Genomic DNA, 26,125 nt, shown 5'->3' with positions numbered 1-26,125 from the left:
ACCGCGTGCATCAGAAAGCTGTTAACGATATTAAACGCGATGCTGCGAGATAATAGGCAATGGGTGACAAATTAATCATCACCCATTGACTTTAAACACAGCTGCTCTCCCCAAGGGAGAGGGAACTGGTTAGCCTTAACTGACTGGCATTAGCTAACGAACAGCGACCTTTTTTGCATTTTGCCTCTAGGGTTACATGCGTTCGACGGTGTCGATCCCTAAGGTGTCCAAACCGGTTTTCAGCGTTTTGGCGGTCAGCAGCGCCAGCTTCAGGCGGCTTTGACGGGCTTCTTCGCTCTCGGCATTCAGGATCTGGCAATGTTCGTAGAAACCGGAGAACAACCCGGCTAGATCGTACAGATAAGTACACATCACGTGTGGTGTACCTTCACGAGCTACCACGGTAAGGGTTTCTTCGAATTGCAGCAGGCGGGTGGCCAACGCAATTTCCCGCTCTTCGGTCATCACCAACGGCAGAGTCAGGTCGTTTTCAGCGATACCGGCGCGTTTGAACACCGAAGCCACGCGGGTATAGGCATATTGCATATAAGGGGCCGTGTTGCCTTCAAAGGCCAACATGCTGTCCCAGTCGAAGATGTAGTCGGTTGTGCGGCTTTTTGACAGATCGGCGTATTTCACCGCGCCGATACCCACGGTATTAGCCACGTTCTGCATTTCTTCAGCGGACATGTCCGGGTTCTTTTCAGCAATCAATTTGCTGGCCCGCTCAATGGCTTCATCCAGCAGATCAGACAGCCTGATAGTGCCACCAGCACGGGTTTTGAACGGCTTGCCATCTTTGCCCAGCATCATGCCGAACATGTGATGTTCCAGCGTCACCGCATCTGGCACGTAGCCGGCTTTACGCACGATAGTCCAGGCTTGCATCAGATGCTGGTGCTGGCGTGAGTCGATGTAATACAGCACGCGATCGGCGCCCAGCGTTTCATAACGGTATTTGGCACAGGCGATATCGGTGGTGGTATACAGGTAGCCGCCGTCTTTTTTCTGGATGATGACGCCCATTGGGTCACCGTCTTTATTCTTGTATTCGTCAAGGAAGACCACGGTAGCGCCTTCGCTCTCTACCGCCAGCCCTTTTGCTTTGAGATCGGCAACGATGCCCGGCAGCATGGCGTTGTACAGGCTTTCACCCATCACATCATCTTCGGTCAGGGTGACGTTCAGACGGTTATAGGTGATCTGGTTTTGTGCCATGGTGATGTCAACCAGCTTACGCCACATCTTCAGGCAGTAGTCATCACCCCCTTGCAATTTCACCACGTAGCCACGGGCGCGCAGGGCGAAATCTTCGTCTTCGTCGTAGTTTTTCTTTGCTTCACGATAGAACTGTTCCAGATCCGACAGACCCATATCGCTGGCGTGCTCGTTCTGCATTTTTTCCAGATAGGCGATCAGCATGCCGAACTGGGTGCCCCAGTCACCAACGTGGTTGGCGCGGATCACCTTATGGCCGAGGAATTCCTGGGTACGCGCGGCAGCATCACCAATGATGGTGGAACGCAGGTGGCCAACGTGCATCTCTTTCGCCACGTTGGGGGCAGAGTAGTCGATCACAATGGTCTGCGGTGCAACCGGGGCAATGCCGAGCTTGGGTGCGCTCAACACAAGGTCAGCCTGATGAGCAACCCAGTTCGCGTTCAGGAAAATATTGATAAAACCGGGGCCGGCGATCTCGACCTTGCTGGCGATGTCACCCAGGTCCAGCAGTTGCACCACTTTCTCTGCCAGCTGTCGTGGCGGCATGCCGAGTTTTTTCGCCACGGACATGACGCCGTTAGCCTGATAATCACCAAACTGCGCTTTCGCGGACTGACGAACTTGCGCTTCGCAATCGGCAGGTGCGCCTGCGGCAATCAGCGCCTGGCTGACTTTATCTGATAGAAGAGCCTGAATATTCACGGGTTACCTTAATGCAAACGAGGGGCGTACGCTGCACGGCCCTCAAGATTCAAAGGTGGTTCTTATTACCGCGCCTGAAAGGCCGGCCAACCACAAAATAGCCCATAATTGTATCTGATTAGAGGCGCCGCGTCAGCAGTTGACGCGGGCAGGGTAACGAAAGGGGGAAAAGCGGCGCTATGCAAGGTTAAGGAATTAACGTTGTTTATTGCGGCGACCAAGATGGTTGCGTCGACTAGTATGCAGCATACTATTTTGACATATCCTGTAGTGGCGATAAATTGCATAGACCGCAATAATTATCAGAACAACAGAAAGACCTAAAAGAAGCATATTTATTCACCTATGTTTTAGCACAGGCTCAAATTATCGTAATGATCCGGCGTAAGCAATTAGTTACGTTTCAAATAAGATAATTCTCACTATGATTTATTTTTTTAATCATTTAAATCAATGAAATAATCATTATCTGCGTAACTCCTGGAGTGGAAATAACATTTTTTAAATTAAATGTCATTTAAAACAGTGTTTTGGGTGTTAATCTTGGTTTTTTTTGCATATGGGGGGTTATATTGGAGGTAAATAACTTACTGAGAGCGATATTATCATTTTTGGCTGTCTAATAAATTTCAGAAAAATAAAGTTGTACAAAAAAAGGAATAATTCACTCAAACCAGACAGTTTTTTCACTGTGCAAGTCGTAGCCTGTGTCGCATTCGCCGTGTAAATTATGCTATCTGTTGCCCGCATTTGGAGAAATTGAACAACCTATGATCTCTTTGTCATCGATTACCGAACTTAACGATCTGGCGCAGGATTTACCGCGCTTTGAACAGGCGCTGACACAACTGGCAGTAAAGCTGCATCTCGATTTGTCAGCATTCAGCGCCGACCATATTTCGCTGCGTTGCCACCAGAACAGCACCGCCGATCGCTGGCGCCAAGGGCTATTGCAGTGTGCGACGTTGTTGTCGGAAACGGTAATCAACGGTCGGCCTATTTGCTTGTTTGATCTGGCCGTTCCTTTGGCGGTGGGCCCGTGGCACATCGACTGTGTGGAGCTGCCCTATCCTGGTGAAAAACGTTATCCGCACGAAGGATGGGAGCACGTGGAACTGGTGCTGGGCGGCGATCCGGCCACCCTCTATGCACGAGCATTGAGCTGTTTGGCGGATGAGTCACTGCTGCTGCCAGGGATCAAGCTGAAGCAGAGTGCGCCAAAGGGAGAGGGGGAACGCTTGCCGAACCCGACGCTGGCCCTGACGGATGGCAATATCACCATCAAGTTCCATCCGTATCCTATCCGTGACATCGTCGCCAGCGAGCGGGGTTAACCGGCATTGAGACGATTGACCGCCTGCGTCATGCGATCCAGCGCCTCTCTGAGCAGTTCACGTCGGCAGCCAAAGTTGAGACGCACAAAACGGCGGTCGCCAAAGTCTAGCCCAGGGCTCAAGCCAACACCGGCCTGCTCGAAAAAGGCATGCGGGTTGTCTACGGGCAATCCGCGGCAATCGATCCAGGCCAGGTAGGTTGCTTCTACCGGGGGCAGATGCAAGCCGGGCAAGGCATTAATACGCTCGATCACCAAATCGCGGTTGGCGCGTAAATAATCCAGCTGTTCATCCAGCCACTGTTGCCCGCCGCTGTAGGCCGCCTGAGCGGCAACCAGCGCCAGTATGTCCACTTCCGGCACAATGCCACTGCGCGCCCGGCATAGCTGTAAACGCAATTGGTTGTTAGGGATGATGGCCATTGAAGCCCCTAACCCGGCGATGTTGAAGGTTTTTGACGGTGCCATCAGAGTAATACTGCGCTGCGCCGCATCGTCATTCAGGCTGGCAAACGGAATATGCTGCAAACCGGGCTCCAGTAGCAGATCGCAGTGGATTTCATCCGAACAGACGATCAAATCATGACGACGGGCGAACTCATGCTGCGCCAGCAGTTCTTCGCGCCGATACACCGTGCCGCCAGGGTTGTGCGGATTGCATAGCATCAGCAACCGCTCGTTCCCCTCAAGTTGCGGTGCTGTGCGAGCGAGATCCAGTACCCAACGCTGTTTGTCGAGCCGTAACGGAATTTGCCGTTGTGAACGGCCAGCAAACTTTGCGGCTTTACGGAAAGGAGGGTAAATCGGTGAAGGGGCAAGGGTTGCCTGACCTTCAGCGGTAAAAGCACGTACGCATAAATTCAGCCCGCAAACCAGGCCCGGCAGGAAAACCAGCCATTCGGGCAAAATGTGCCAGCCATAGCGCTCTGCCATGCGCCGGGTAACAACCTTGCCAAGCTCAGGGGATGGGTGGCCGTAGCCGAACACGCCATGGGCGACGCGCTGCTGCAGGGCGTCGATCACCGCAGGGGGAGACGCAAAGTCTGTGTCGGCGACCCAGAGGGGAATAATGTTGCGATCGCGATATTTGTCCCACTTAACGCTGTCACTGTGACTGCGGTCTATCCATTGATCAAAATTGAATGCCATAGTTTCCCCTTGAGCTGGCTTATGTTGTAGGGTACGACCCTACGCGAGAAATCTTGTAACTATAGCGACAGGTAGAACAACTGCTGTAGCATTTTTAGCCGTTCACTGGGGGTAACGATGATAAAACTGGAAGTTTGTTGCTATAGCGTCGATTGTGCGATGACGGCTGAACAGGCAGGTGCCGATCGTATTGAACTGTGCGCCAGCCAGAGTGAAGGTGGGTTAACGCCAAGTTATGGTTCGCTGCTGCTGGCCCGTGAGCGGGTGAATATTCCCGTGCATCCGATTGTACGTCCGCGCGGTGGTGATTTCTGCTACAGCGCGGTCGATTTCGAGATCATGAAAAATGATATCTCATACATTCGTGACCTGGGGTTTGCCGGCGTGGTGGTCGGGATGCTGGATGAAGAAGGGCATATTGATTTGCCGCGCATGCGGGAAGTGATGAAATTGAGCGGTGAGATGGCGGTGACTTTCCACCGCGCGTTCGACATGTGCCAAAACCCGCTGGTTGCGTTGGAGCAATTGACGCAATTGGGCGTGGCTCGCATTCTGACCTCCGGGCAACAGCAAAATGCCGAGTTGGGATTACCGCTGCTGCGTAATCTGCTGCAGGCCAGCCAAGGGCCGGTGATTATGGCGGGGGCCGGAGTGCGGTTGAGTAACCTGCACAAGTTTGTAGATATCGGTATTCAGGAGTTGCACAGCTCTTCTGGGCATACGGTGCCGTCGACCATGCGTTATCGCAAGGCCGGTGTGACCATGTGTTCCGACAATGAGTTTGACGAGTTCAGTCATTACTGCGTGGATGGCGAAATGGTCGAAGCAATGAAGAATGCGCTGGCCTTGGTTGATCCAGTGAGCAAAAGCGCATGAGATAGGTGCCTCGCTGTACCTGAACTGATATGTTCTGGCCCCGATAAGTTATCGGGGCTTTTTAATTCCAACCCGCGACATCAAATAATCATCCACGGTGAAGAGATAAAAAAAAGCCCTGTTCAGGGATGATCGACCAGGGCGAGGCGTTTTAAAGTAGGTAATTATTATTTTGCGGAGCATGAGTAACATTTAGAGTTTAGTTTACAAATGCTGCTATAACGCAGTAAGAAATATCTGAAAATCAATGCGCCAGCTAATAATAACTCAATGACATCGCCAAAAGGTTCAGCCTGGTACTATTAGCACTTAATCGGTTGGTATATCAAAAAAAGCCCTGAGCAGGGTAGAGGTGCTCAGGGCGAAGTTATCAAGTATTCACTGGTGTTGGCGCGATACCAACACTTTTATATTAGTTAATAATTCTTGAGTGATGGAGATTTAATTGTTGCATTAATGTAACTATTGATTGCATTCAGGTGAAACGGGGTTTTTTACCGCTCAGGAGTAACGCCAATTTTCCATCCCTTTCTTCCCCCCTTTGATGTCGTTGCCAGCAAGACGGCCAGCGCCGAGCGCATAGCCATTGAACAGTGTTATTAATTAAATGTTAATTAGATCACATAAGCCTGATATGTTTTTTTATGTGATAATGACTTAATTATTTGATTTTAATCAAAATAAATAATTTTCCAGCCTGTTCCGTTCGGTGTTCGCACAGTAATTTTCTTAACAATATTGAAACTTTTCAGCGGCGATGTTTTTCTTTAAAGGCGATTGACGAACTTGTGTTCGATTATCGCACGGTTAAGGAAGGGACTCTCAGGATATTTACCTCGCGTTCCCTTATGGTCACAGTAGCTCAGCCAACATAGGAAGCGCTCTATGTCGCAAGAAAACACTATTGATGTTCAAGCACTGATTAATAACAGCCGCTTCTCTACCTACCAATGGCTGATACTGGGGATGTGCTTTTTAACGGTTGCGCTGGACGGTTTTGACACGGCGATCGTCGGTTATATTGCCGCTTCTCTGGTACAGGAGTGGGGAATTGAAAAAACCTCACTGGGCCCGGTGATGAGCGCGGCGCTGGTGGGCCTTGCCGTAGGGGCACTGACCGCCGGGCCGTTGGCAGATCGCATCGGCCGCCGCAAAGTATTGATTCTCTCGCTGCTGGTCTTCGGCGGATTCAGCCTGCTGACCGCGTTTGCGACCAACTTATCCATGCTGACTTTGCTGCGTTTCCTCACCGGATTGGGGTTAGGGGCTGCTATGCCTAACGCCGCGACGCTGATGTCGGAATATGCCCCCGAGCGCCGCCGGGCGTTGCTGGTGAACCTGATGTTCTGTGGTTTCCCGCTGGGTTCTTCGCTGGGCGGCTTCGTTTCTGCCTGGCTGATCCCGCATTTTGGCTGGCAAAGCGTGCTGATTCTGGGCGGTGTGGCTCCGCTGCTGTTGGCGCTGGTGCTTATCGCCGCACTGCCAGAGTCGGTGCGTTTTATGGTGTTGCACCGCTATCCGGCCGAACGTATTGCCGCCGTACTGCGCCGTATTTCGCCGCAGCAGTTGGTAACACCGCTGCGTTTCACGCTGAATGAACAAGGGGCAAAAACCGAGAAGTCGGCGTTACGGGTAATCTTTTCCCCGCATTACCTGCGTGGCACCTTGATGCTGTGCCTGACCTATTTCATGGGGCTGATGATTTTCTATCTGTTGACCAGTTGGCTGCCGCTGTTGATCCGTGAAACGGGGGCCTCGCTGCGCCAGGCTTCGTTGATTACGGCCTTGTTCCCACTCGGGGGCGGTATTGGAGTGTTAGTGATCGGCTGGTTGATGGATCGGATGAATCCACACAAGGTGGTGGCCGTTGGTTATCTCTTCACCGCACTGTTTGTCTTTGCTATCGGCTTTGTTAATAGCAACCCGGTGCTGATGGGCAGCGTGGTGTTTATTGCCGGCGTCTGCATGAACGGTGCGCAGTCATCCATGCCGGCATTGGCCGCTGGCTATTATCCGACAAACGGTCGCGCCACCGGGGTGGCCTGGATGCTGGGGATTGGGCGCTTTGGCGGCATTCTTGGTGCAATGAGCGGAGGATTGCTGATGCAATTGCAACTGTCTTTCAGCGTGATTTTTACCCTGCTGGCGATCCCGGCATTGGTTGCCGCGTTGGCATTGATGATTAAACATTTTTCTCTCAGCAAACCTGCGTTGCTGGGCTCACTGAACAAGGCTCAATAAGGAGAACGTTGTGCATAGACAAACACAGGTAGGGATCGTGGGCGCCGGGCCCGCTGGGCTGATGCTTTCTCATCTGTTGCATCTGCAAGGGATCGAGTCGGTGGTGTTGGAAACGCGTAGCCAGCAAGCGGTGGAATCAACCATTCGTGCTGGCGTGCTGGAGCAGGGAACGGTCGACTTGCTTAACCAGACTGGCTTAGGGGCACGTCTGGCGCGTGAAGGGGCCAAACATCAAGGGATCCGGCTGGCATTTGACGGGGAACAACACCGTATTGACCTGACCGAACTGACCGACAGGGAAATCACCGTCTACGCCCAACATGAAGTATTGAAAGACCTGATTGCCGCACGTCAGGCGGCACAGGGGCAACTGCTGTTTGAGGTGGAGCAGGTGTCGCTGCAGCAACTGGAAAGTGCGCGTCCGCAGATCCATTATCGTCATCTGGATGAAGACCACATCATTAGCTGCGATTTTGTGATTGGCTGCGACGGCTTTCACGGTATCTGCCGTGCCGCGATGCCTGGCGGGCTGCGTAAGGATTATACTCGCGTCTACCCCTTTGGCTGGTTTGGTATTTTGGTGGAAGCGCCTCCTTCCTGTGACGAACTGATCTATGCCCGCCATGCGCGTGGTTTTGCCCTGGTCAGCACGCGCTCGGCGCAGGTGCAGCGCATGTATTTTCAGTGCGATCCGCAGGAAAAGGTTGAGGATTGGTCTGACGATCGGATTTGGCACGAACTGGAAACCCGCTTGGAAAACCGCAACGGTTGGTCACTAAAGCAAGGGAAAATTTTCCAGAAAAACGTGGTCGGCATGCGCAGTTTTGTGACTGAACCGATGCGTTATAAACGCCTGCTGTTAGCCGGGGATGCCGCGCACATTGTGCCGCCTACCGGCGCCAAAGGGTTAAACCTGGCCATGGCCGATGTGCGCCTGCTGGCCCAGGCGCTGGAAAGCCTATACAGCCAGGGCAACTGGTCGCATCTGGATGCATACAGCGAACAGGCCTTACAGCGGGTATGGCGTGCGGAGCATTTCTCCTGGTGGATGACCAACATGTTGCACACCCAGGGGGAAAGCAGTTCGTTCCAGCAGTGCCTGCAACTGTCTGAATTGCAATACATGGTCAAATCGCGCAGCGCCATGACCATGCTGGCAGAAAACTATGTTGGCTTGCCTTTTTAATCAGCAACCGCAGCCCGTAAGGGCTGCGATATCGGCGATGGAGTCAGGATAGCAGCAGTGACAGTTCCTGAGCGCCATCACGCAACACCGGCAGGATGCGCTCAGTCAGTTCAGCGATCGGCACCAATCCCGCCTGCACCCCGACGTTCAGGGCCGCGCTGACGCTGCCGTCGGCAGCCAGGAGCGGCACGGCAATCGAACGCAAGCCAATTTCCAATTCCTGATCGTTAATGGCGTAGCCTTGAGCACGCACCTTTTTCAGCTCTTCTTTCAGGTTGCTGACGCTGGCAATGGTGTGCTGGGTGTAGCGCACCAGGCTGACGCGCTTGAGGTAGTTATTGAGCGCTTCCGGTGGCAAATGGGCGATCAGCACGCGCCCCATCGAGGTGGCAAAGGCTGGCAAGCGGCTGCCGATATCCAGATCGATACTCATAATACGTGAGCTGGACGCGCGTGCGATATACAGAATGTCGTCACCGTCCAGCGTGGCGATCGAACAGGATTCATTGAGCATCTGGCTGATGTGCTTCAGCACTGGCTGAGTGGCCTTGGCCAGCGGCGTCGAGGCCAGATAAGGGTGGCCCAGCGTCAGGATGCGCGGGCGCAGCTCAAAGTTCTTGCCGTCCTGCGCGTAGACAAAACCTAATTTGGTGAGCGTGTACAGGCAACGGCGCACCGCGGCGCGCGGGATGCCGGTTTTCTGACTGATTTGTGAGATCGACATCAGCCGCCGCTGCGGCGTGAACGCTTGGATCACCTCCAGGCCGCGCGCCAGCGAAGTCATAAAATTCGGGTCACCTTTAAACGGATCGTTACTGCTGCCAGCAACAAAACTGTGATCTTCGGAAGCAGCATCGGGGGAGGAGTGGCGAGTCATGGTCAATCTCTGCTGGTATTGGCTAATTTCGCACAGTCTATCCGATAATCGCCCACTGCGCGCTGCAGGCCGCAAACTGACGTGTGAAAATCCTGTTCGGATCACAGAATCTGATAACAGCGCAATCAAGTTCCCGTTTTGTGCGATATACGCACAGTATAGCGATTATCGCCCTTGACGCTGTTCGGTTAGCAAGGCTAACGTTAACGCGTTGCCCAGAATGAGTAGAGGACAGGAAATGATGGAATTACTGACGCCGTTGCTGCGGCCTTCAGCGATCAACCACTGTTTTAGCGATGCAGCGCTTTTGCAAGGGATGCTGGATTTTGAGGCAGCACTGGCGCAGGCGCAGGCCGAAGCTGGCGTGATCCCACGTTCAGCAGCAGAAACCATCGCCCGCTGTTGTCAAAGCGAATTGTTAGATGCTGGTGCATTGGCCGCCGCGGCGGCACAGGCGGGTAACTTGGCGATCCCGCTGGTGCGCCAACTGACGGCGCGGGTAGCCGAGCAGGACGCGCAGGCGGCGCGTTTTGTGCACTGGGGAGCCACCAGCCAGGATGCGATCGATACCGGCTTGGTGTTGCAGCTGCGCAGTGCGCTAGCGCAGACCGATCGCCTGTTGACGCAGCTGATGACGGTTCTGGTGCAGCAGATTGAGCGCCATGGTGCCACGCTGATGGTGGGGCGAACCTGGATGCAACAGGCGCTGCCCACCACGTTAGGGCTGAAGCTGGCTGGCACATTGGACGCGTTGCTGCGTTATCGCCAACGCTTGCAACAGATGTTGCCACGCGTGCTGGTGCTGCAATTTGGCGGTGCCGCCGGGACGCTCAATTCGCTGGGTGCTAAGGGCAAAGCGGTGTCTGCTCTGCTGGCGCAGCGTTTGCAGTTGACGGAAGCCGACACCCCTTGGCATAGCCAGCGCGATCGCCTGCTGGAAGTGGCGGGCTGGTATGCGGGGCTTGCCGGTACGTTGGGCAAGCTGGCGCGCGATATCTCACTATTGTGCCAGACCGAAATTGCTGAGGTTGCCGAACCGCAGGCCGAGGGGCGCGGCGGTTCTTCAACCATGCCGCATAAGCGCAACCCGGTGTCCTGCGCGGTGATCCTGGCGGCGGCGATGCGTGCCCCCGCGCTGGTAAGCGGCCTGTATCAGGCGATGCTGCAAGAACATGAGCGTGGTTTGGGCGGTTGGCATGCCGAATGGGAAAGCCTGCCGGAACTGATGATGCTCAGCGCCGGGGCGCTGGCGGCCAGCGTGCCGCTGATTGACGGGCTGCAGGTTTTCCCGGCCCGTATGGCGGATAATCTGGCGCTGACCGGCGGGCTGATCCTGGCTGAAGCCGTGACGATGGCGCTGGGTGAACAGATGGGGCGCCAGAACGCCTACCGCCATATCGAACAGGCCTGCCAGCACGCACAGGCAGCAAATTTGCCGCTGCTGGCGGTGTTGGAACAGGATGAGCAGGTGCTGAAATGGCTCGATCGCCAACAACTGGCCGAACTGCTCGATCCTGCCAATGCGCTCGGCAGCGCCAGCGTATTTATCCAACAGGTCTTGGCTCGTGCCAAAGCGGTGCACCAATCACTTTTCACCACCGAGGAGCAATCATGAATGATGAACAGCGTTACCAGCAAGGGATCGCGGTACGCCGCGAAGTGCTGGGGAATGCCCACGTTGACCGCACCCTGAGCAACCTGACGCCGCTCAACCAGGAGTTTCAGCACTTTATCAGCCGCTACGCCTGGGGCGAGATCTGGACCCGTCCCGGTTTGGCGCGCCATACCCGCAGCCTGATCACCATCGCGATGCTGATTGCCCTTAACCGTGAAGCGGAGCTGCGCATGCACCTGAAGGCAGCGTTCAACAACGGCGTCACCCGCGAAGAGATCAAAGAGGTGTTGATGCAGAGTGCGCTGTACTGCGGTTTACCTGCGGCCAACGCGGCGTTTCATCTGGCAGAAGCGGTGTTTGCCGAAATGGATGCCGCGGCAGGCTGAAGGGTTAAGCTCGTTCCCCCAAGGCTTCGCGGCGCACTGCGGTGATAAACTCTTGCAGAGCGCCGCTCGAATGCGCCTGATTACGCACGATGATCCCCACCGGTTCAGAGGTGCCTGGCCCGCTGAATGGCAGCGGCAGCAATCTGCCGGCGGCGAGATCGTCCTGCACCGCGCCGGAAGGCACAAACCACAGGTAGTCGTATTGCAGCGTTAACCGCCGCGCCAGCGACGGTGACAAGGTTTCCACACGCTGGGCGGGCAGGGAAAGGCCGCTGGCGGTCAGCAGTGCCTCGGCATTCTGGCGCGGTACGGTGCCTTTGGGGGCGACGATCAGCGGGTAGCGCAGGGCATTTTCCAGCGTCAGGGTTTCACGCAGCAGCGGGTGCGCGGGCTGGGCCACAACCTGTAACTCCTCCAGAAACAGCAGTTCAAACAGCAGGCCGCTCATCATTTGCGGATCCGCCATGCGGCCGATCGCCAGATCCAGTTCACCGTTTTGTAACTGCGCCAGCAGCGCCGTGTTGTGCATGGTGGTGACCTGAATGCGCAGATGAGGATGAAGCTGCTGAAAATGGGCGATGACCGGCGGTAAGACCCCCAGCGCGGCGGTGGGCAGAGCGCCTATCCGCAGCGGGGGCGGCAGAGCCTGGGCCTGTTGCGCCAGCACGTCTCCGGCGTCGGCCAGGGCCGCCATGATGCGTTGCGCATGAGACAGGAACATCTCGCCTTGCGCCGTCAGGCGTGCGCCGTGGCGGCCACGTTCAAACAGGGTGACGCCGGTCAGGGCCTCCAATTCGCTGAGCGTTTTCGACAGTGCGGGTTGACTCAGATTCAGGCGCTCCGCCGCCCGGTGCAGGAAACCTTCCCGGGCGACGGCGATAAAGCAGTGGATATGGCGCAGACGAATACGCTGGGTAAAAACGTTGTTGTTATCTATCACGCCGCCACTCCGTCATTAAGGTTACGGCAGAGTAACCGATCTTTCTGCCGTTATGAACGGGCTTGGCCGCACTCTGGATTACACATCGAAAAATACGGTTTCGTTCTCTCCTTGCAGCACGATATCAAACTGGTAGAGAGTGCCCTCTGCCGTGGTCTTTTTTTGGCCGATCAGCGTATTGCGCCGGACTTCCTGTTCGACCAGGTTGAGCACCGGATCGGCCTGGTTAGCCGCTTCCTCGTCGGAGAAATACATGCGGGTATGCAGCCCTAGGTTGATGCCACGTGCCACGATCCACAGGTTGACATGCGGCGCCATCAGCCGGCCGTCGCGCCCGGTCACTGCCCCAGGTTTGATGGTATCAAAGGCATAAACACCGCTGGCGAAATCGGAGCAGGCACGCCCCCAGCCACGGAAGTTATTGTCCAGGCTTTTGTCATGCTGATGATCCTGCGGGTGCTGATAACGCCCGGCGGCATTGGCCTGCCAAATTTCCAGCAGGACGTCACGCAGCGGTGTACCGCTACCGTCGAACACCCGGCCTTCAATACGGATACGTTCGCCGTGGGTTTCGGCATTGGTCAGCACCGGGCCGAAGTTGTTGTCGAAAATATCAAAACCGGCGGCATGAGGGGCCAGGCCGATATGTACGTAAGGGCCTGCGGTTTGTGAAGGTGTTTCCAGCAAATAGGTATCTTTCAACATTAGGCTTTCCCCTGTAAGCGGTTTTCAAACAGCGTGGCGCGATGCCCGCGCAGCACCAGATCAAAGCGATACGCCAGGCTGTCGAGCTGCACAGACGCGGATTTATCGAGTACCGAAATCAGCGAACGCACGGCATCATCGTTATTGATGGAACGCACAATTGGGCATTGGGCAATCAGCGGATCCCCTTCGAAATACATCTGGGTGATCAGGCGTTGTGCAAAGGCATCACCGGAGAGGGAAAAGTGGATATGTGCCGGGCGCCAGTCATTGACACGGTTGCGCCAGGGGTAGGGGCCGGGCTTGATGGTGCGGAAAACGTAATAACCCTTGTCGTCGGTAAGCATGCGCCCACAGCCGCCAAAGTTGGGATCGATCGGTGCCAGATACTGATCTTTTTTGTGGCGATAGCGGCCACCGGCGTTAGCCTGCCACACCTCAACCAGCGTATTGCGCACGGGCTGGCCGTTTTCGTCGCGCACGTAGCCATGCACGATAATCCGCTCGCCAATCGGCATACCCTGTTTGGCGTAATTCAGGATCAGATCGTTATCTAGCGGCCCGAGTTCACTGCTGGAAAACACCGGGCCGGTGATTTCGGAAAGCGAATTCTGCAATGAAATGGGGGCATTACGCGGCGAGCGTAAGACACTGCTTTTATATTCCGGTGAGTAGGCCGGCGGATGGCGATCGCGATTGCGTTGATACAGCTCGCTGCTCATAGGGCGCTCCTTATGGATAAGGTGAAGGGGATAGCTTGACCCTCGGCAGTGTATAAGCGGTGAGTTGTTACAATAAAGTGAATTTTACAGGCTGTTTACATAGCAAAAAGTAATGTAAATGGCCTGCAATAATGCAAAGGCAGCAGGCGGTTTACCTTGCAAGATAGCGGGTTGTGGCGACCACCGCCATTTTTCGGTGGTGGGCAATCTGTTCTTCTGGCGATTGGTTACTTTCAAAAAGCGTATTGAATGTGTACTGATTGGCAACATGGTGGAAACACAGGCTGCTGATCAGGCGGTGGACATCGTGGGCGCTGACTTCGTCATTAAACAGTTGTTTGGCTTTACCACGCGCCAGAATATCTTCCAGCAGCGTCAGCGCACTCTGGTTGAGCGCGCGGATATGCGGCGACTGGCTGATGTATTGACCGCGCATCATGTTTTCCATGCAAATCAAACGAATAAAGTCGGGGTGCTCTACGTGGTAATTGAAGCTTTCCTCCACCAGCCTGACGATGGCTTCTGCGGGTGGCAGGCTAGCTAACGCCAAAGCGGACTCGTGATTGCGAATGTGCTGATAGACATATTCCAGCACCGCCAGATACAAGGTTTCTTTGTTCTGAAAGTGATAGACCACCATGCGCTTGGTGGTTTCTGCCTGCTGGGCAATATTTTCCAGGCGCGCGCCTTTGAGGCCAAACTCGGCAAACTCAGACAAGGCGCTGGTAAAAATACGCTGTCTCAAACCTTGGGGATCGTTTTTGCGTTTGCCGCTTGGTGAGTCGATTGGATTTAACATCAAGAGGTTGGTTATTGAGAGAACACCGGGTAAGAGTAACCGCCGGGCTGCGCCAATACAACCTTCGCTTTCCGGTTGTTTTGTGATCGCTGTTAAGGAGTGGTGAACGCTGTTTTGAACCTGTTTGACATTATGAATCTTTTGGTACAAAAAGAGGTGTGCCGTGCTTCTGCCCGGTGCCAGAGGGTATTTGGTTTATCAACAGGGGAATCTCATGCTGCGTTCAATTGCGACGGTATCCATTGCCGGAACGTTACCGGAAAAGCTGGCAGCCATTGCTGCGGCAGGCTTTGATGGTGTAGAAATTTTTGAAAACGATCTGCTCTACTTTCCGGGTAAACCGGCAGAAATACGCCAGCGGGCGCAAGACCTGGGGTTAGCCATTACGTTGTACCAGCCGTTTCGTGATTTTGAAGGCGCGCCGCGATCGCTGATGGCGGGCAATCTGGAGCGCGCGCGGCGCAAGTTTGCGCTGATGCATGAGCTGGGGTGCGATCGCATGCTGTTGTGCAGCAATGTCTCACCAGACAGTTCTCCCCACTTCGATCAGCAGGTAGGGGATCTGGCCCAGTTGGCTGATTTAGCACAACAGCAACAGATCGTCGTCGCCTATGAGGCGTTAGCCTGGGGGCAGCACGTTAACCGCTATCGGCAGGCGTGGGAACGGGTACGTGCGGTTAACCGCCCGGCGTTGGGTCTGGCATTGGACAGTTTTCATATTTTGGCTTTGGGCGACAAACTCGATCAATTAGATGATATTCCGCTGGAAAAGATCGCCTTTCTGCAACTGGCGGATGCGCCGTGGTTGAACATGGAAGTGATTGAGTGGAGCCGCCATTTCCGCTGTTTCCCTGGACAGGGGGTGTTACCGCTGGTGGAGTTTGCCGCCGCGCTGCTTCGTAAAGGGTACTGCGGCCCCTGGTCGTTGGAAGTGTTTAATGACGGTTTTCGCGCGGCACCCAGCGGCGCAACGGCGAAAGACGGCTGGCGCTCGCTCTTGCTGTTGGAAGAACAGGCGCAGGCGGCGTTGAGGCAAATCGACCCTGAATTGTTCAGCACAGCGCCGCTGCCACAGCGTCAGGCGATCGAATTCTTAGAGTTTGCCGTTAATGGCGCAGAAGCAGACGAACTGGCGCGCTGGCTTGGGCAATTGGGGTTCAGTCACGCTGGCGTTCATCGCTCCAAGCGCGTGGCGCTTTACCAGAATGGCGGAGTTCGCGTGGTGCTTAACCAGCAGCCAGACTCTTTTGCCGCGGGCTACCATGAGCAGCACGGCGCTTCGCTGTGCGCGCTGGCCTGCCGTAGCGATCGTCCACAGGCTTTGTTACGGCGCGCCAGAGACTTTGCTTATCCGTCTTATCAGGGGCAGGTTGGCCCGAATGAGCATGAAATCCCCGCGCTCTGCACGCCGGAGGGGGGCCTGATTTACCTGTTTGGCGCGCAGACCAGCGAGGTGTACCAGGATGATTTTCACTTGCAACCTGCAGCGGCCAACGCAGGGCCACGGTTGGAGGGGATCGATAACTTGGCCTTGGCGGTGCCCGCAGGGGCGCTGGAAAACTGGGTGATGTTTCTGCGCAGTGTATTGGGGATGCAGGCGGAGAGTGAACAGTTGCTGCCCGATCCTTACGGCCTGGTACGCAGCAAAGCGCTGCACACCCTCTGCAACGGCATTCGCTTACCGCTGAACGCTTCACAAAGCCTGGGCACGCTCAGTGCGCGTACCGTGGAGGCTTATCACGGCAGCGGGTTGCAGCATGTAGCATTCTCCACGGCCGATATTTTTCAGGCGGTGGCTGCCGCCAGGCAAAATGGCGTGGCGCTGCTGAGCATCTCCGATAACTACTACGACGATCTGGCAACCCGTTTTAGCCTGGATGCGGAGTTCGTTGCTCGGTTGCGGCAGCACCATATTCTTTACGATCGCGATCCGGCGGGGGGCGAACTGCTGCATGTTTACACTCAGCCGTTCACCGGTGGGTGTTTCTTCTTTGAACTGCTGGAAAGGCGTGGTGGCTATAGTCAGTACGGGGCAGCCAATGGCGCAGCCCGCCTGGCAGCGATGCGCCAAGGGTAGCCCCGGCTTATGCCGGGGTGACGCAGGCCTGTTGAAAAATCGCTAGCATATGTTCGCGATCCGCTGGCAGGCCGGTGTAAAGCTCGAACGCTTGGGCGGCTTGGAATACCACCATGCCGTCACCGCCAATTGCCTGGCAGCCTTTGGCGCGTGCGCGCAGGACCAGCTCCGTTTCCCGGGGAACGTAAATTACATCGGCCACCCAGTGCTGCGGCGTGAGCCAGTCAATATTGATGGGGATACCGGGGTGGCCGCTCATGCCGATCGGCGTTGCCTGCACCAGGCCGTTGCTGTTGGCTAATGCCTGCTGCGGATGGTGGGTGATGCTGATGCGATCGGAACCGAAGTGCAGCAGCAACTGCTGGTACAGCGCTTCACTGCGCGCCGTATCGCGATCGTACAGGGCCAGATGCTTGACGCCATACTCCAACAGGCCGTAGGCGCTGGCACTGCCTGCCCCCCCCGCGCCGATCTGCAACACGCGTTCAATATTCACCCCGGGTAAATTACGGCGGAAGTGGCTGATAAAACCGGGGCAGTCGGTATTGTGGCCGATGCGCTGGCCGTGGCGAAACAGGACGGTGTTGACCGCGCCAATAGCGCTAGCCTGCGGCGAGAGCTGATCCAGATAAGGGATGATGTGCTGTTTGAACGGGTGGGTCACGTTGCAACCGGTAAAGCCGAGGGTTTCCAAGCTGCGTAACACATCCGGCAGGGCCTCCGCCTCCCAACCACGTTGGGCAAAGTCCAGTAACTGGTAGCTGCAACGTAGACCTTGGCGGCGAGCTTCGTGCTCGTACAACTGGGGAGACAGCGAGCCTTGGATATCTTTGCCTAGCAAAGCCAGCAGATAAAGCGCTGGACGCGATGCTGCAAGTGGGGCGTTGGCATTCATGATGAACTCCGGTGGTTTCAAGGTTGGGGCAGATTGCCCGTGTTATGATAAAATGAACCATATGGTTCTTTATGTAAACATGAGGGATGTGATTTGTGACAGTTGTCAAAGGTGATAAAGGGGCACCGGCTGAGCGGAAACCCGCGGGATATGATGAACTTCACATATTCGCAACAATATTTTCACCTTTGACGCTGGCAATAAACAGAGCACCTTAGGTGAATTAATGTGTTTTATTTCAATTAATTGAGTTTATTTTTAACCGTGAACCACATCAAATCAGTAAGGTTAAAATGTACCAAACAGTTCGATAACCGCCCAAATTATCGCATCACCCCATTGCTGGCACCCGTGTGAATTCTTACATTCTAAGTACGATATACGAATTATTGGGCGATAATCGCCCAATTTACCGTTGCTGTCGCCATCGGCCGCAGGCGTATAACTCAACGACGCAAAGACCGATTACAGCGTGTTGATGACGAAAAACGCTTGTGGCATAGCCGAATGTACGGAGGGAAATATTGTGGCTGCAAACGAGATAGATGTGAGGGAATTGATTAACCAGCGTCCCCTGGGGCGTTTTCAAAAGCTGATTATCTGCCTGGGGTTCATTGTGATTGCCCTGGATGGCTTCGATATCACGCTGATGGGGTTTATTGCGCCAGAGCTGAAAGTGCAGTGGGGCGTGGCTAACCATCAATTGGGTTGGGTGATCAGCGCTGCGCTGGTGGGGTTAACCTTGGGGGCGCTGCTCTCTGGCCCGCTGGCGGATCGCCTGGGCCGCCGGGTGATTATCATCAACAGCGTATTTTTCTTCGGCTTTTGGACCATTATTACCGCCTTTTCGCAGAATATCGACCAGATGATATTGTTCCGTTTTATGACCGGGCTGGGGATGGGCGCTGCGATGCCGAATGTCGGCACGCTGATCTCAGAATATGCACCGGAGAAAAAACGTTCGTTCCTGATTACCGTGGTGTTCTGCGGCTTTACCTTTGGTGCTGCGATCGGGGGATTTGCCGCCTCTTGGCTGATCCCGCGTTTCGGCTGGCACTCTCTGCTGCTGTTAGGCGGGATCCTGCCGTTGCTCAGTGTGCCACTGTTGTTGCTGAAACTGCCGGAGTCGGTGCGTTTTCTGGTCACCAAGCGCGCCAGCGCGCAGCGCATCGGCAAGATTGTTGAAAAACTGGCACCGGGCAGCACCCGCCCGGACACCCGTTTCACGCTGCCACCGTTGGTGGGTGAAGGCAAAGGGGCGGTGCGGATTGTGGTGTCGCGTGATTACCGTTTCGGTAGCGTTATGCTGTGGATTGGCTATTTTATGGCGCTGTTTCTGGTCTATCTGCTGGGCAGTTGGTTACCGACGCTGGTGAAAGAGATCGGCCTTAGCGTTGCTCAAGCTGCGGTGATCACCGCGTTGTACCAGGCGGGTGGCACTTTTGGCTCCTTGTTTGCCGGTTGGATGATGGACAGGGTCAACCCGCATCGGGCGCTGGGGGGGATTTATCTGGTGGGCGCGGCCTTTACGCTGTCGATTGGCTTGGCGGCACACAGTGAAATCTTGCTGGGGCTGCTGGCTTTCGGCTGCGGTTTCTGCCTCAACGGTGCTAATACGGGTATGAACGCACTTTCTGCTGGCTATTACCCCACCGAAGCCCGCGCTACCGGCTCCAGTTGGATGCACGGTATTGGCCGCACCGGCGCTATTCTGAGCGCCTTTGCCGGAGCGCAGATGCTGGCGTTGGGGTGGGAGTTTACCCAGGTGTTTGCCATTATTGCGATCCCGGCGGTGATCACCGCCTGCACCATTTTCGCTAAGGGGATCTGGGGATACCAGCGGCAGCCGGTTACGGTTCAGGAAGAGAGGGTGCAGCAGTCAACGGTAGTCTGAGGCAAGCAAGCAGCACAGGCATTGCGTCTGTGCTGCCGTGATTCAGGGTTTTTTCGCGGTGAATACCGCGCGCAGCGGTGCCGGGTAGCCTTCAATGGTTTTGCTGCGATCGTGCGGATCCAGGAACTCAGCCAGCGACTCACTGGTCATCCAGTCAGTGCGGCGCTGCTCTTCAAGGCTAGTGACACCAATATCAGCAATCTTGACGTCGACAAAACCGCATTTTTCCAGCCAGCATTTCAGCGCTTCTGCGGAAGGGATAAAGTAAACGTTACGCATCTGCGCATAGCGATCGCCCGGTACCAGCACCTGATGGCGATCGCCCTCTACCACCAGCGTTTCCAGCACCAATTCCCCTTCGGCGACCAGCTGATTTTTCAACTGATACAGATGATCCAGCGGCGAACGGCGGTGATACAGCACGCCCATCGAGAATACGGTGTCGAACGCCGCCAGTTCCGGCAACTGTTCAATGCCGAGTGGCAGCACATGTGCGCGTTGATCGCCACCCAGCAGTTTGCGCACCGCTTCAAACTGGCAGAGAAATAACTGCATTGGGTCGATACCCACCGCCAGATGGGCCCCTTCGCCGACCATCCGCCACAGGTGATAACCACTGCCGCAGCCGACGTCGAGAATGGTGCGGCCGGCCAGCGGAGAAATGTGCGGCAGCACGCGATCCCATTTCCAGTCGGAGTGCCATTCGGTATCGATATTGATGCCATACAGGGAAAATGGCCCTTTGCGCCATGGCATCAGGGTACGCAGCATTTTCTCGATGCCTTCCAACTGACCAGGCGACAGCGGCTGTTCCATGTCGGCGCGCACGCCGTGCAGCAGATCGAGGTGCGTTGGGGTCAGTTCAGGCAGATGTTCCACCGAGTTGAACCACTGTTTGAACTTGCCATGCAGTGACTCACGCTGCCAGGCGCTGATCTGCGCGGGCAGGGTATCCAGCCAGTGGCTGAGTGGCCCTTTGGCAATGCGTTGATAAAAATCGCCAAACTCAATCATGCTGTTTCTCCTGATTTCAGGGCAATCAGCGAACCAAAGTTAAAACATTGGAACCAGACCTCGGCGTGTTCAAACCCTGCCTGTTGCAGCCGGGCTTTATGGGCTTCCACTGAGTCTGTCAGCATCACGTTCTCCAGCATGCTGCGCTTTTGGCTGATTTCCAGTTCGCTGTAGCCGTTGGCGCGCTTGAAATCATGGTGCATGTTGAACAGCAGTTCGCCCACGTTGCTGTCTTCAAAGCTGAATTTTTCCGACAGCACCAGCGCACCGCCGGGCCGCAGCCCACGATACACTTGCTGCAGCAGACGCAGGCGATCGGCAGGCTCAAGGAATTGCAAAGTAAAGTTGAGCACTACCATCGACGCATTTTCAATGTTGATATCCAGGATATCCGCTTCAATGACTTCGACCGGCGTATCGGCGCGGAAGGCGTCGATATGGCGGCGGCAGCGTTCAACCATGGCGGGGGAGTTATCGACGGCGATAATCTTGCAGCCAGCCACGTTGATGTTCCGCCGCATCGACAGCGTGGCCGCCCCCAGTGAACAGCCAAGGTCATACACCTGGCTGCCCGGCTGGACAAAACGTTCGGCCAGCATGCCAATCATGGAGATGATATTGGAATAACCGGGAACGGAGCGCTGGATCATGTCAGGAAAGACTTCAGCGACGCGTTCGTCGAAGGTCCAGTCGCCCAGTTTGGCGATCGGTGCGGAGAAAAGGGTATCGCGGTTTGGCATAGCGGCAAATCAGGTCAGAATTCGAAGGCGCGTATACTAGCAGAAAAAGACGGGAAATAATGCATACCCGTCGTCTTTCAAACTGTAGCGGTGCTACGGGGAATCAATGCAGGCTGAAAACCAGATCCCAGGGCAGATAGACGATATTGGCGATAACCATCAGGATTAACGAGATATAGGTGGCTGCCATTCCCGAACGGCGCCAACTGACCTCGCGATTGCGCAAGCCATAATAGTGAACCAGCCTGCCTGCCATCAGCAGCAGACCGCACAAATGAATCATCCAGACTTCGGCCCCGTTCATCTCCATGATGACCAGCAGGACGGTGGCAATAGGGATGTATTCAACCGCATTGCCATGTACGCGGATCGCGGTTTGCAGTTCGTAGAATCCGCCGTCGCCGTAGGCAACACGGTACTGCATCCTCAATCTAACTACGTCATAAGAGAGTTTGATCAACAACAATGCGCCGAGCACCACATAAAGCGCGCTTACCATTTTTAACTCCATTTCCTAACTAAATCAGGCCATAAGCATGATAACTGCCATTATGGGCAGTGTCGCGAGGAAAAAACCAATATGTTCATCATACATCGCGTGGCAGGCGCAGAGGTTGGCTTGCTGCTCGAATTCTACCGCTTATATAACGGGTTAGAACAGCGCATTCTGTTCAGGCCAGTCTGGCGGTGCGGGTAAATTCGGAATAGTCTGGCGTAATTGCTGCCAGATTTTTTGTGCCTGCTGCGGCGAGTCGCCGTTATCTGGCGTATGAATGAACAGATAAGGCTGATGCTGTTGCTGCCAAAGCGGAAGTTTCTGCTGCCATGGGGCAAACCAGCGCAAGTTGTCTTCCAGCACATCCCCGCCGATAAAGCGCACCAGCGGATGGTTGGCAGTGACGATCGCGTGTACCGGCAGTTTGGGCTTTTTCTGCTGGGCGTCACGAACGGCGGCGGTGTTGGGTTTGGCGTTATGCACTGGACGGCTATCAAGAATTACCCGATTGATGCCGCGCTGATGTAACCCTTGGTTGAGCAAGAGTTCGTCCTCACCTTTGGCGAAAAACGCCGGATGGCGCACTTCTACGCCGTAGGTAAAGGCTTTTGGCAGGGCGTCGAAAAACTGCCACAGGATGGGCAGGTGTTGCGGGCTGAAAGCGGCGGGCAGTTGTAACCAGAGCTGCCCGATGCGTGAATGGATCGGGCTCAGGCAATCATAAAACGCCTGGATTTCGCTTGAACAGTGGCGCAGCGCGGCTTTATGGCTGATATCGGATGGAAACTTGAAACAAAAGCGGAAATCATCGCTGGTCATGTCGCGCCAGCGATGGACTATTTCCAGCTTCGGTAACGCGTAGAAGGTGGTATTGCCTTCCACGCAGTTAAAATAACGGCTGTAATCTGCCAGATCGCGCAGCCCGATACGGTTCCAGGCTGAGTGTTGCCACTGTGGTAATCCGATATACATCAATCTGTTGTCTTCCTGGTATACCCTCGTTTGCCAAACCACAACCTAGCAGATTTTCAGACTGCGTTACAGCGCTGCCAGGATCTCGCTGGTGCTGCGCACGCGGGCAATGCGTGGGAAGATGTTGTCGAAAGCAAACTGGTGCATCTCGGCGCTGTAGGTGCTGCACATATCTTCGGCGATCACCAGCTCATAGCCATGTTCCCAGGCGTTGCGGGCGGTGGATTCCACGCCGATGTTGGTGGCAATGCCGCCTAGCACGATCGACTGGATACCGCGGCGGCGCAGTTGCAGATCGAGATCGGTGCCGTAAAACGCGCCCCATTGGCGCTTGGTGATCAGGATATCGCTATCACTGACCGCCAATTCTTGTGGGAATTGCCACCAGGAATCCGGCAGGCCGCCGACCGGTGCCGGAGAGGGTTTGTCTACCGGCTGTTTCAGCGCTTCGGCAAATGAGTCTGACCAGCCGACGCGCACCAGGAACACCGGCGCCCCCAAGGCACGGAAGCGGCCCGCCAGGTGGGCCGCGTGGGTGACCACCTGGTTGGCACTGTGCGGGCCTACGGCGAAGGGCAGAATGCCATCTTGCAGATCGATAAGTACTAACGCGGTGGATTGGGGATCAAGTTTCAACATGGGGTCCGTCTCATAGTGGATGAAATTTGTGCTGGCAGGTACATGCGTGCATGACTGGGCAGCAGGCCGTGTGTGAGGCTACGTGAAAAAACGGTGCCGAGTTAATGGAAAATTTGTTAACTAATGTGTTGCCCTGGGTAAAGAGAGCGAATTTTGCGTTGCAACAATGCGGTGTTCGCACTTATCTGGCGCATGAATTTCCTTTATAATGGCCGCCTTTTTTCACCGATCTTTAATCCAACGACCTATACCAAGGGATTTCACGTTTCAGCCAGATGGCAAGTGCTGGTTGTGCACGGGCGATCACGCTGTGGCGGGTATAGATAACAGCCGTGCGGACAACAGCAATCATGCAACACTCCGGCGGAGTCGGCTTAAGTCAAAAGGATAGCGTATGCGTACTGAATATTGCGGGCAGTTGAATCTGGCCCACGTCGGCCAGGAAGTCACTTTATGTGGTTGGGTCAACCGTCGTCGCGATCTGGGCGGCCTGATCTTCATTGATATGCGTGACCGTGAAGGCATCGTGCAGGTGTTTTTCGATCCAGACCAGAAAACGGCGTTCGATAAAGCGTTCGAACTGCGTAATGAGTTCTGCATTCAGATCGTCGGCACCGTCCGTGCTCGTCCTGACCATCAGGTCAATAAAGATATGGCTACCGGTGAAGTGGAAGTGTTCGCGCACGGTCTGGAGATCATCAACCGCTCCGAACCGCTGCCGCTGGACTCCAACCAGACCAACACCGAAGAAGCGCGCCTGAAATACCGCTATTTGGACCTGCGTCGCCCGGAAATGGCCGATCGCCTGAAGACCCGCGCCAAAATTACCAGCTTCGTGCGCCGTTTTATGGACAGCCACGGTTTCCTCGATATCGAAACCCCGATGCTGACCAAAGCCACGCCAGAAGGTGCCCGTGATTACCTGGTGCCGAGCCGCGTGCATAAAGGCAAATTCTATGCGTTGCCGCAGTCTCCGCAGCTGTTTAAACAGTTGCTGATGATGTCCGGTTTCGATCGCTACTATCAGATCGTCAAATGCTTCCGCGACGAAGATCTGCGTGCCGACCGTCAGCCTGAATTCACTCAGATCGACGTGGAAACCTCCTTCATGACCGCCGATCAGGTGCGTGAAGTGATGGAACAACTGGTACATGAACTGTGGCTGGACGTGAAAGGTGTGGATCTGGGGCAATTCCCGATCATGACCTTCGCCGAAGCGATGCGCCGTTACGGCTCCGACAAACCCGACCTGCGTAACCCGCTGGAACTGGTGGACGTGGCCGATCTGGTGAAAGAGGTTGAATTCAAAGTGTTCTCTGGCCCGGCGAACGATGCCAAAGGCCGCGTTGCGGTGATCCGTGTGCCGGGTGGCGCGCAGTTGACCCGCAAGCAGATCGATGAATACGGCGCCTTTGTTAACATCTATGGCGCCAAAGGGCTGGCATGGCTGAAGGTTAACGACCGTGCCGCTGGCATGGAAGGTGTGCAAAGCCCGATCGCCAAATTCCTCAGTGAAGAGGTTCTGGAAGCCGTTCTGGCACGTGCCAATGCGCAAACCGGCGACATCCTGTTCTTCGGCGCAGACAGTTTCAAGATCGTCACCGATGCGATGGGCGCACTGCGCTTGAAGCTGGGCCGCGATCTGGAGCTGACCAAGCTCGACAGCTGGGCACCGCTGTGGGTGGTGGATTTCCCGATGTTCGAAGAAGATGGCGAAGGTGGCCTGGCGGCGATGCACCATCCGTTCACCGCACCCCGTGATATGAGCCCGGAAGAGTTGGCTAAAAGCCCGGTTTCAGCCATCGCCAACGCCTACGATATGGTGTTGAACGGCTACGAAGTGGGTGGCGGTTCGGTGCGTATTCACCGCAGTGAAATGCAGCAGACGGTATTTGGCATCCTGGGTATCAACGAGCATGAGCAGCGTGAGAAGTTCGGCTTCCTGCTGGATGCGCTGAAGTACGGTACGCCACCGCACGCCGGTCTGGCTTTCGGCCTGGATCGTCTGGTTATGCTGCTGACCGGTACGGAAAACATCCGTGACGTCATCGCTTTCCCGAAAACCACCGCAGCGGCTTGCCTGATGACCGATGCGCCAAGCTTCGCCAACCCGGCATCTTTGCAGGAGTTGGCGATCAGCGTGGTGAAGAAAGCCTCTGCCGAGCAAGAGAGCGAGTGATGAATTACAAGCGGCCCGAGTCGATCCTGGTGGTGATTTATGCGCAATCCAGCGGCCGGGTGCTGATGTTACAGCGGCGTGATGATACGGAGTTCTGGCAGTCGGTGACCGGCAGCCTGGAAAACGGTGAATCACCGCCGCATGCCGCACAGCGCGAAGTCAAAGAAGAGACGGGAATCGATATCGGCGCAGAAAATTTGCCGCTGGTCGATTGCCAGCGCTGTGTGGAGTTTGAACTCTTCGTCCATCTGCGGCATCGCTATGCGCCGGGCACCACGCGCAATAAAGAGCACTGGTTCTGCCTGGCGCTGCCTGAAGAGCGCGATCCGGTATTAAGCGAACATCACGCCTACCAATGGCTTGACGCAGCTGACGCCGTCAAACTGACCAAGTCGTGGAGCAATCAGCAGGCGATTGAAGAGTTTGTGACCCAATCTATACCCTGAAGGCGTTGAGTTGCAGGAAAC

23 protein-coding genes are annotated in these 26,125 nt (G+C 55.3%); 10 read left to right on the top strand and 13 right to left on the bottom strand.

The features are described 5' to 3' along the window. Nucleotides 1–192: 192 nt before the first annotated feature. Nucleotides 193–1,923 (bottom strand): arginine--tRNA ligase, encoded by a 1,731-nt coding sequence (gene argS, locus WG891_RS11400; RefSeq protein ID WP_156293615.1) that lies wholly within the window; start codon nt 1,921–1,923, stop codon nt 193–195. A 770-nt stretch (nt 1,924–2,693) separates the two neighbouring features. Here argS and WG891_RS11395 point away from each other — a divergent pair. Next, nucleotides 2,694–3,257, top strand: a complete 564-nt coding sequence (locus WG891_RS11395; protein ID WP_337262291.1) for a VOC family protein — start codon at nt 2,694–2,696, stop codon at nt 3,255–3,257. Here the strand turns inward: WG891_RS11395 and WG891_RS11390 are convergent. Further along, nucleotides 3,254–4,405 carry a MalY/PatB family protein gene (locus tag WG891_RS11390; protein ID WP_337262292.1) on the bottom strand — a complete coding sequence of 384 codons (1,152 nt, stop codon included), beginning with the start codon at nt 4,403–4,405 and terminating at the stop codon, nt 3,254–3,256. The two genes, WG891_RS11395 and WG891_RS11390, sit on opposite strands and share 4 nt — an antisense overlap. 117 nt (nt 4,406–4,522) lie before the next feature. Here WG891_RS11390 and cutC point away from each other — a divergent pair, with 117 nt between their 5' ends. From cutC to WG891_RS11375, 3 genes are all read left to right on the top strand, one after another. Next, nucleotides 4,523–5,281, top strand: coding sequence for a copper homeostasis protein CutC (gene cutC, locus WG891_RS11385; protein WP_337262293.1), 759 nt, complete (start codon nt 4,523–4,525; stop codon nt 5,279–5,281). An 885-nt stretch (nt 5,282–6,166) separates the two neighbouring features. Beyond that, nucleotides 6,167–7,522, top strand: coding sequence for an MFS transporter (locus WG891_RS11380; RefSeq protein WP_337262294.1), 1,356 nt, complete (start codon nt 6,167–6,169; stop codon nt 7,520–7,522). Nucleotides 7,523–7,532: 10 nt separating this feature from the next. Then, nucleotides 7,533–8,708: a 4-hydroxybenzoate 3-monooxygenase gene (locus WG891_RS11375; protein WP_337262295.1), complete on the top strand. Its 1,176-nt coding sequence runs from the start codon at nt 7,533–7,535 to the stop codon at nt 8,706–8,708. 43 nt (nt 8,709–8,751) lie between these two features. Here WG891_RS11375 and WG891_RS11370 read toward each other — a convergent pair whose 3' ends face one another. Continuing rightward, the gene (locus tag WG891_RS11370) at nt 8,752–9,585 is read right to left on the bottom strand and encodes an IclR family transcriptional regulator domain-containing protein (protein ID WP_156293618.1); all 834 of its coding nucleotides are present in this window, start codon (nt 9,583–9,585) and stop codon (nt 8,752–8,754) included. A gap of 241 nt (nt 9,586–9,826) precedes the next feature. Here WG891_RS11370 and WG891_RS11365 point away from each other — a divergent pair, with 241 nt between their 5' ends. Both WG891_RS11365 and pcaC read left to right on the top strand, forming a co-directional pair. Further along, entirely contained in the window at nt 9,827–11,200 is a 1,374-nt protein-coding gene (locus WG891_RS11365; protein WP_337262440.1) for a 3-carboxy-cis,cis-muconate cycloisomerase, read from the top strand. Beyond that, nucleotides 11,197–11,586, top strand: coding sequence for a 4-carboxymuconolactone decarboxylase (gene pcaC, locus WG891_RS11360; RefSeq protein WP_337262296.1), 390 nt, complete (start codon nt 11,197–11,199; stop codon nt 11,584–11,586). Before WG891_RS11365 ends, pcaC begins: the two co-directional genes overlap by 4 nt. A 4-nt stretch (nt 11,587–11,590) precedes the next feature. Here the strand turns inward: pcaC and pcaQ are convergent, their stop codons facing one another. The 4 genes from pcaQ to WG891_RS11340 form a co-directional block, all read right to left on the bottom strand. Then, the gene (pcaQ, locus tag WG891_RS11355) at nt 11,591–12,523 is read right to left on the bottom strand and encodes a pca operon transcription factor PcaQ (protein WP_337262441.1); all 933 of its coding nucleotides are present in this window, start codon (nt 12,521–12,523) and stop codon (nt 11,591–11,593) included. An 81-nt stretch (nt 12,524–12,604) separates the two neighbouring features. Next, nucleotides 12,605–13,231, bottom strand: a complete 627-nt coding sequence (pcaG, locus tag WG891_RS11350; RefSeq protein WP_443006086.1) for a protocatechuate 3,4-dioxygenase subunit alpha — start codon at nt 13,229–13,231, stop codon at nt 12,605–12,607. Beyond that, on the bottom strand, nt 13,231–13,953 hold the full coding sequence (pcaH, locus tag WG891_RS11345) for a protocatechuate 3,4-dioxygenase subunit beta (RefSeq protein WP_076940303.1): 723 nt from the start codon (nt 13,951–13,953) through the stop codon (nt 13,231–13,233). Before pcaH ends, pcaG begins: the two co-directional genes overlap by 1 nt. Nucleotides 13,954–14,104: 151 nt before the next feature. Beyond that, nucleotides 14,105–14,752: a TetR family transcriptional regulator gene (locus tag WG891_RS11340; RefSeq protein ID WP_076940302.1), complete on the bottom strand. Its 648-nt coding sequence runs from the start codon at nt 14,750–14,752 to the stop codon at nt 14,105–14,107. A gap of 214 nt (nt 14,753–14,966) precedes the next feature. On the opposite strand from WG891_RS11340, the gene WG891_RS11335 reads away from it, so the two are divergent. Next, the gene (locus WG891_RS11335; protein WP_337262297.1) at nt 14,967–16,829 is read left to right on the top strand and encodes a bifunctional sugar phosphate isomerase/epimerase/4-hydroxyphenylpyruvate dioxygenase family protein; all 1,863 of its coding nucleotides are present in this window, start codon (nt 14,967–14,969) and stop codon (nt 16,827–16,829) included. A 7-nt stretch (nt 16,830–16,836) separates the two neighbouring features. Here WG891_RS11335 and WG891_RS11330 read toward each other — a convergent pair whose 3' ends face one another. Further along, entirely contained in the window at nt 16,837–17,724 is an 888-nt protein-coding gene (locus tag WG891_RS11330) for a shikimate dehydrogenase (protein ID WP_337262298.1), read from the bottom strand. Between the two features lie 523 nt (nt 17,725–18,247). Here WG891_RS11330 and WG891_RS11325 point away from each other — a divergent pair. After that, nucleotides 18,248–19,618, top strand: coding sequence for an MFS transporter (locus WG891_RS11325; RefSeq protein ID WP_443006105.1), 1,371 nt, complete (start codon nt 18,248–18,250; stop codon nt 19,616–19,618). Nucleotides 19,619–19,660: 42 nt separating this feature from the next. On the opposite strand, the gene cmoB is transcribed toward WG891_RS11325, so the two are convergent. The 5 genes from cmoB to WG891_RS11300 form a co-directional block, all read right to left on the bottom strand. After that, on the bottom strand, nt 19,661–20,632 hold the full coding sequence (cmoB, locus tag WG891_RS11320; RefSeq protein ID WP_156293623.1) for a tRNA 5-methoxyuridine(34)/uridine 5-oxyacetic acid(34) synthase CmoB: 972 nt from the start codon (nt 20,630–20,632) through the stop codon (nt 19,661–19,663). Continuing rightward, on the bottom strand, nt 20,629–21,372 hold the full coding sequence (cmoA, locus tag WG891_RS11315; protein WP_337262300.1) for a carboxy-S-adenosyl-L-methionine synthase CmoA: 744 nt from the start codon (nt 21,370–21,372) through the stop codon (nt 20,629–20,631). The genes cmoB and cmoA overlap by 4 nt, the downstream gene beginning before the upstream one ends. 103 nt (nt 21,373–21,475) lie before the next feature. Continuing rightward, nucleotides 21,476–21,871 (bottom strand): MAPEG family protein, encoded by a 396-nt coding sequence (locus tag WG891_RS11310; protein ID WP_337262301.1) that lies wholly within the window; start codon nt 21,869–21,871, stop codon nt 21,476–21,478. A 153-nt stretch (nt 21,872–22,024) separates the two neighbouring features. After that, nucleotides 22,025–22,840 carry a DUF72 domain-containing protein gene (locus tag WG891_RS11305; RefSeq protein ID WP_337262302.1) on the bottom strand — a complete coding sequence of 272 codons (816 nt, stop codon included), beginning with the start codon at nt 22,838–22,840 and terminating at the stop codon, nt 22,025–22,027. A gap of 66 nt (nt 22,841–22,906) precedes the next feature. Then, nucleotides 22,907–23,479, bottom strand: a complete 573-nt coding sequence (locus WG891_RS11300; protein ID WP_337262303.1) for a hydrolase — start codon at nt 23,477–23,479, stop codon at nt 22,907–22,909. A gap of 394 nt (nt 23,480–23,873) precedes the next feature. On the opposite strand from WG891_RS11300, the gene aspS reads away from it, so the two are divergent. Together aspS and nudB are read left to right on the top strand one after the other, a co-directional pair. Continuing rightward, nucleotides 23,874–25,658, top strand: a complete 1,785-nt coding sequence (gene aspS, locus WG891_RS11295; RefSeq protein ID WP_337262304.1) for an aspartate--tRNA ligase — start codon at nt 23,874–23,876, stop codon at nt 25,656–25,658. Beyond that, nucleotides 25,658–26,104 carry a dihydroneopterin triphosphate diphosphatase gene (gene nudB, locus WG891_RS11290; protein WP_076940292.1) on the top strand — a complete coding sequence of 149 codons (447 nt, stop codon included), beginning with the start codon at nt 25,658–25,660 and terminating at the stop codon, nt 26,102–26,104. Before aspS ends, nudB begins: the two co-directional genes overlap by 1 nt. Nucleotides 26,105–26,125 lie beyond the last annotated feature (21 nt).

It is taken from the genome of Serratia sp. MMO-28, assembly GCF_037199905.1.
Lineage (GTDB): Bacteria > Pseudomonadota > Gammaproteobacteria > Enterobacterales > Enterobacteriaceae > Chania > Chania oryzae.
This window is presented reverse-complemented; position numbering and strand designations above follow the sequence as displayed.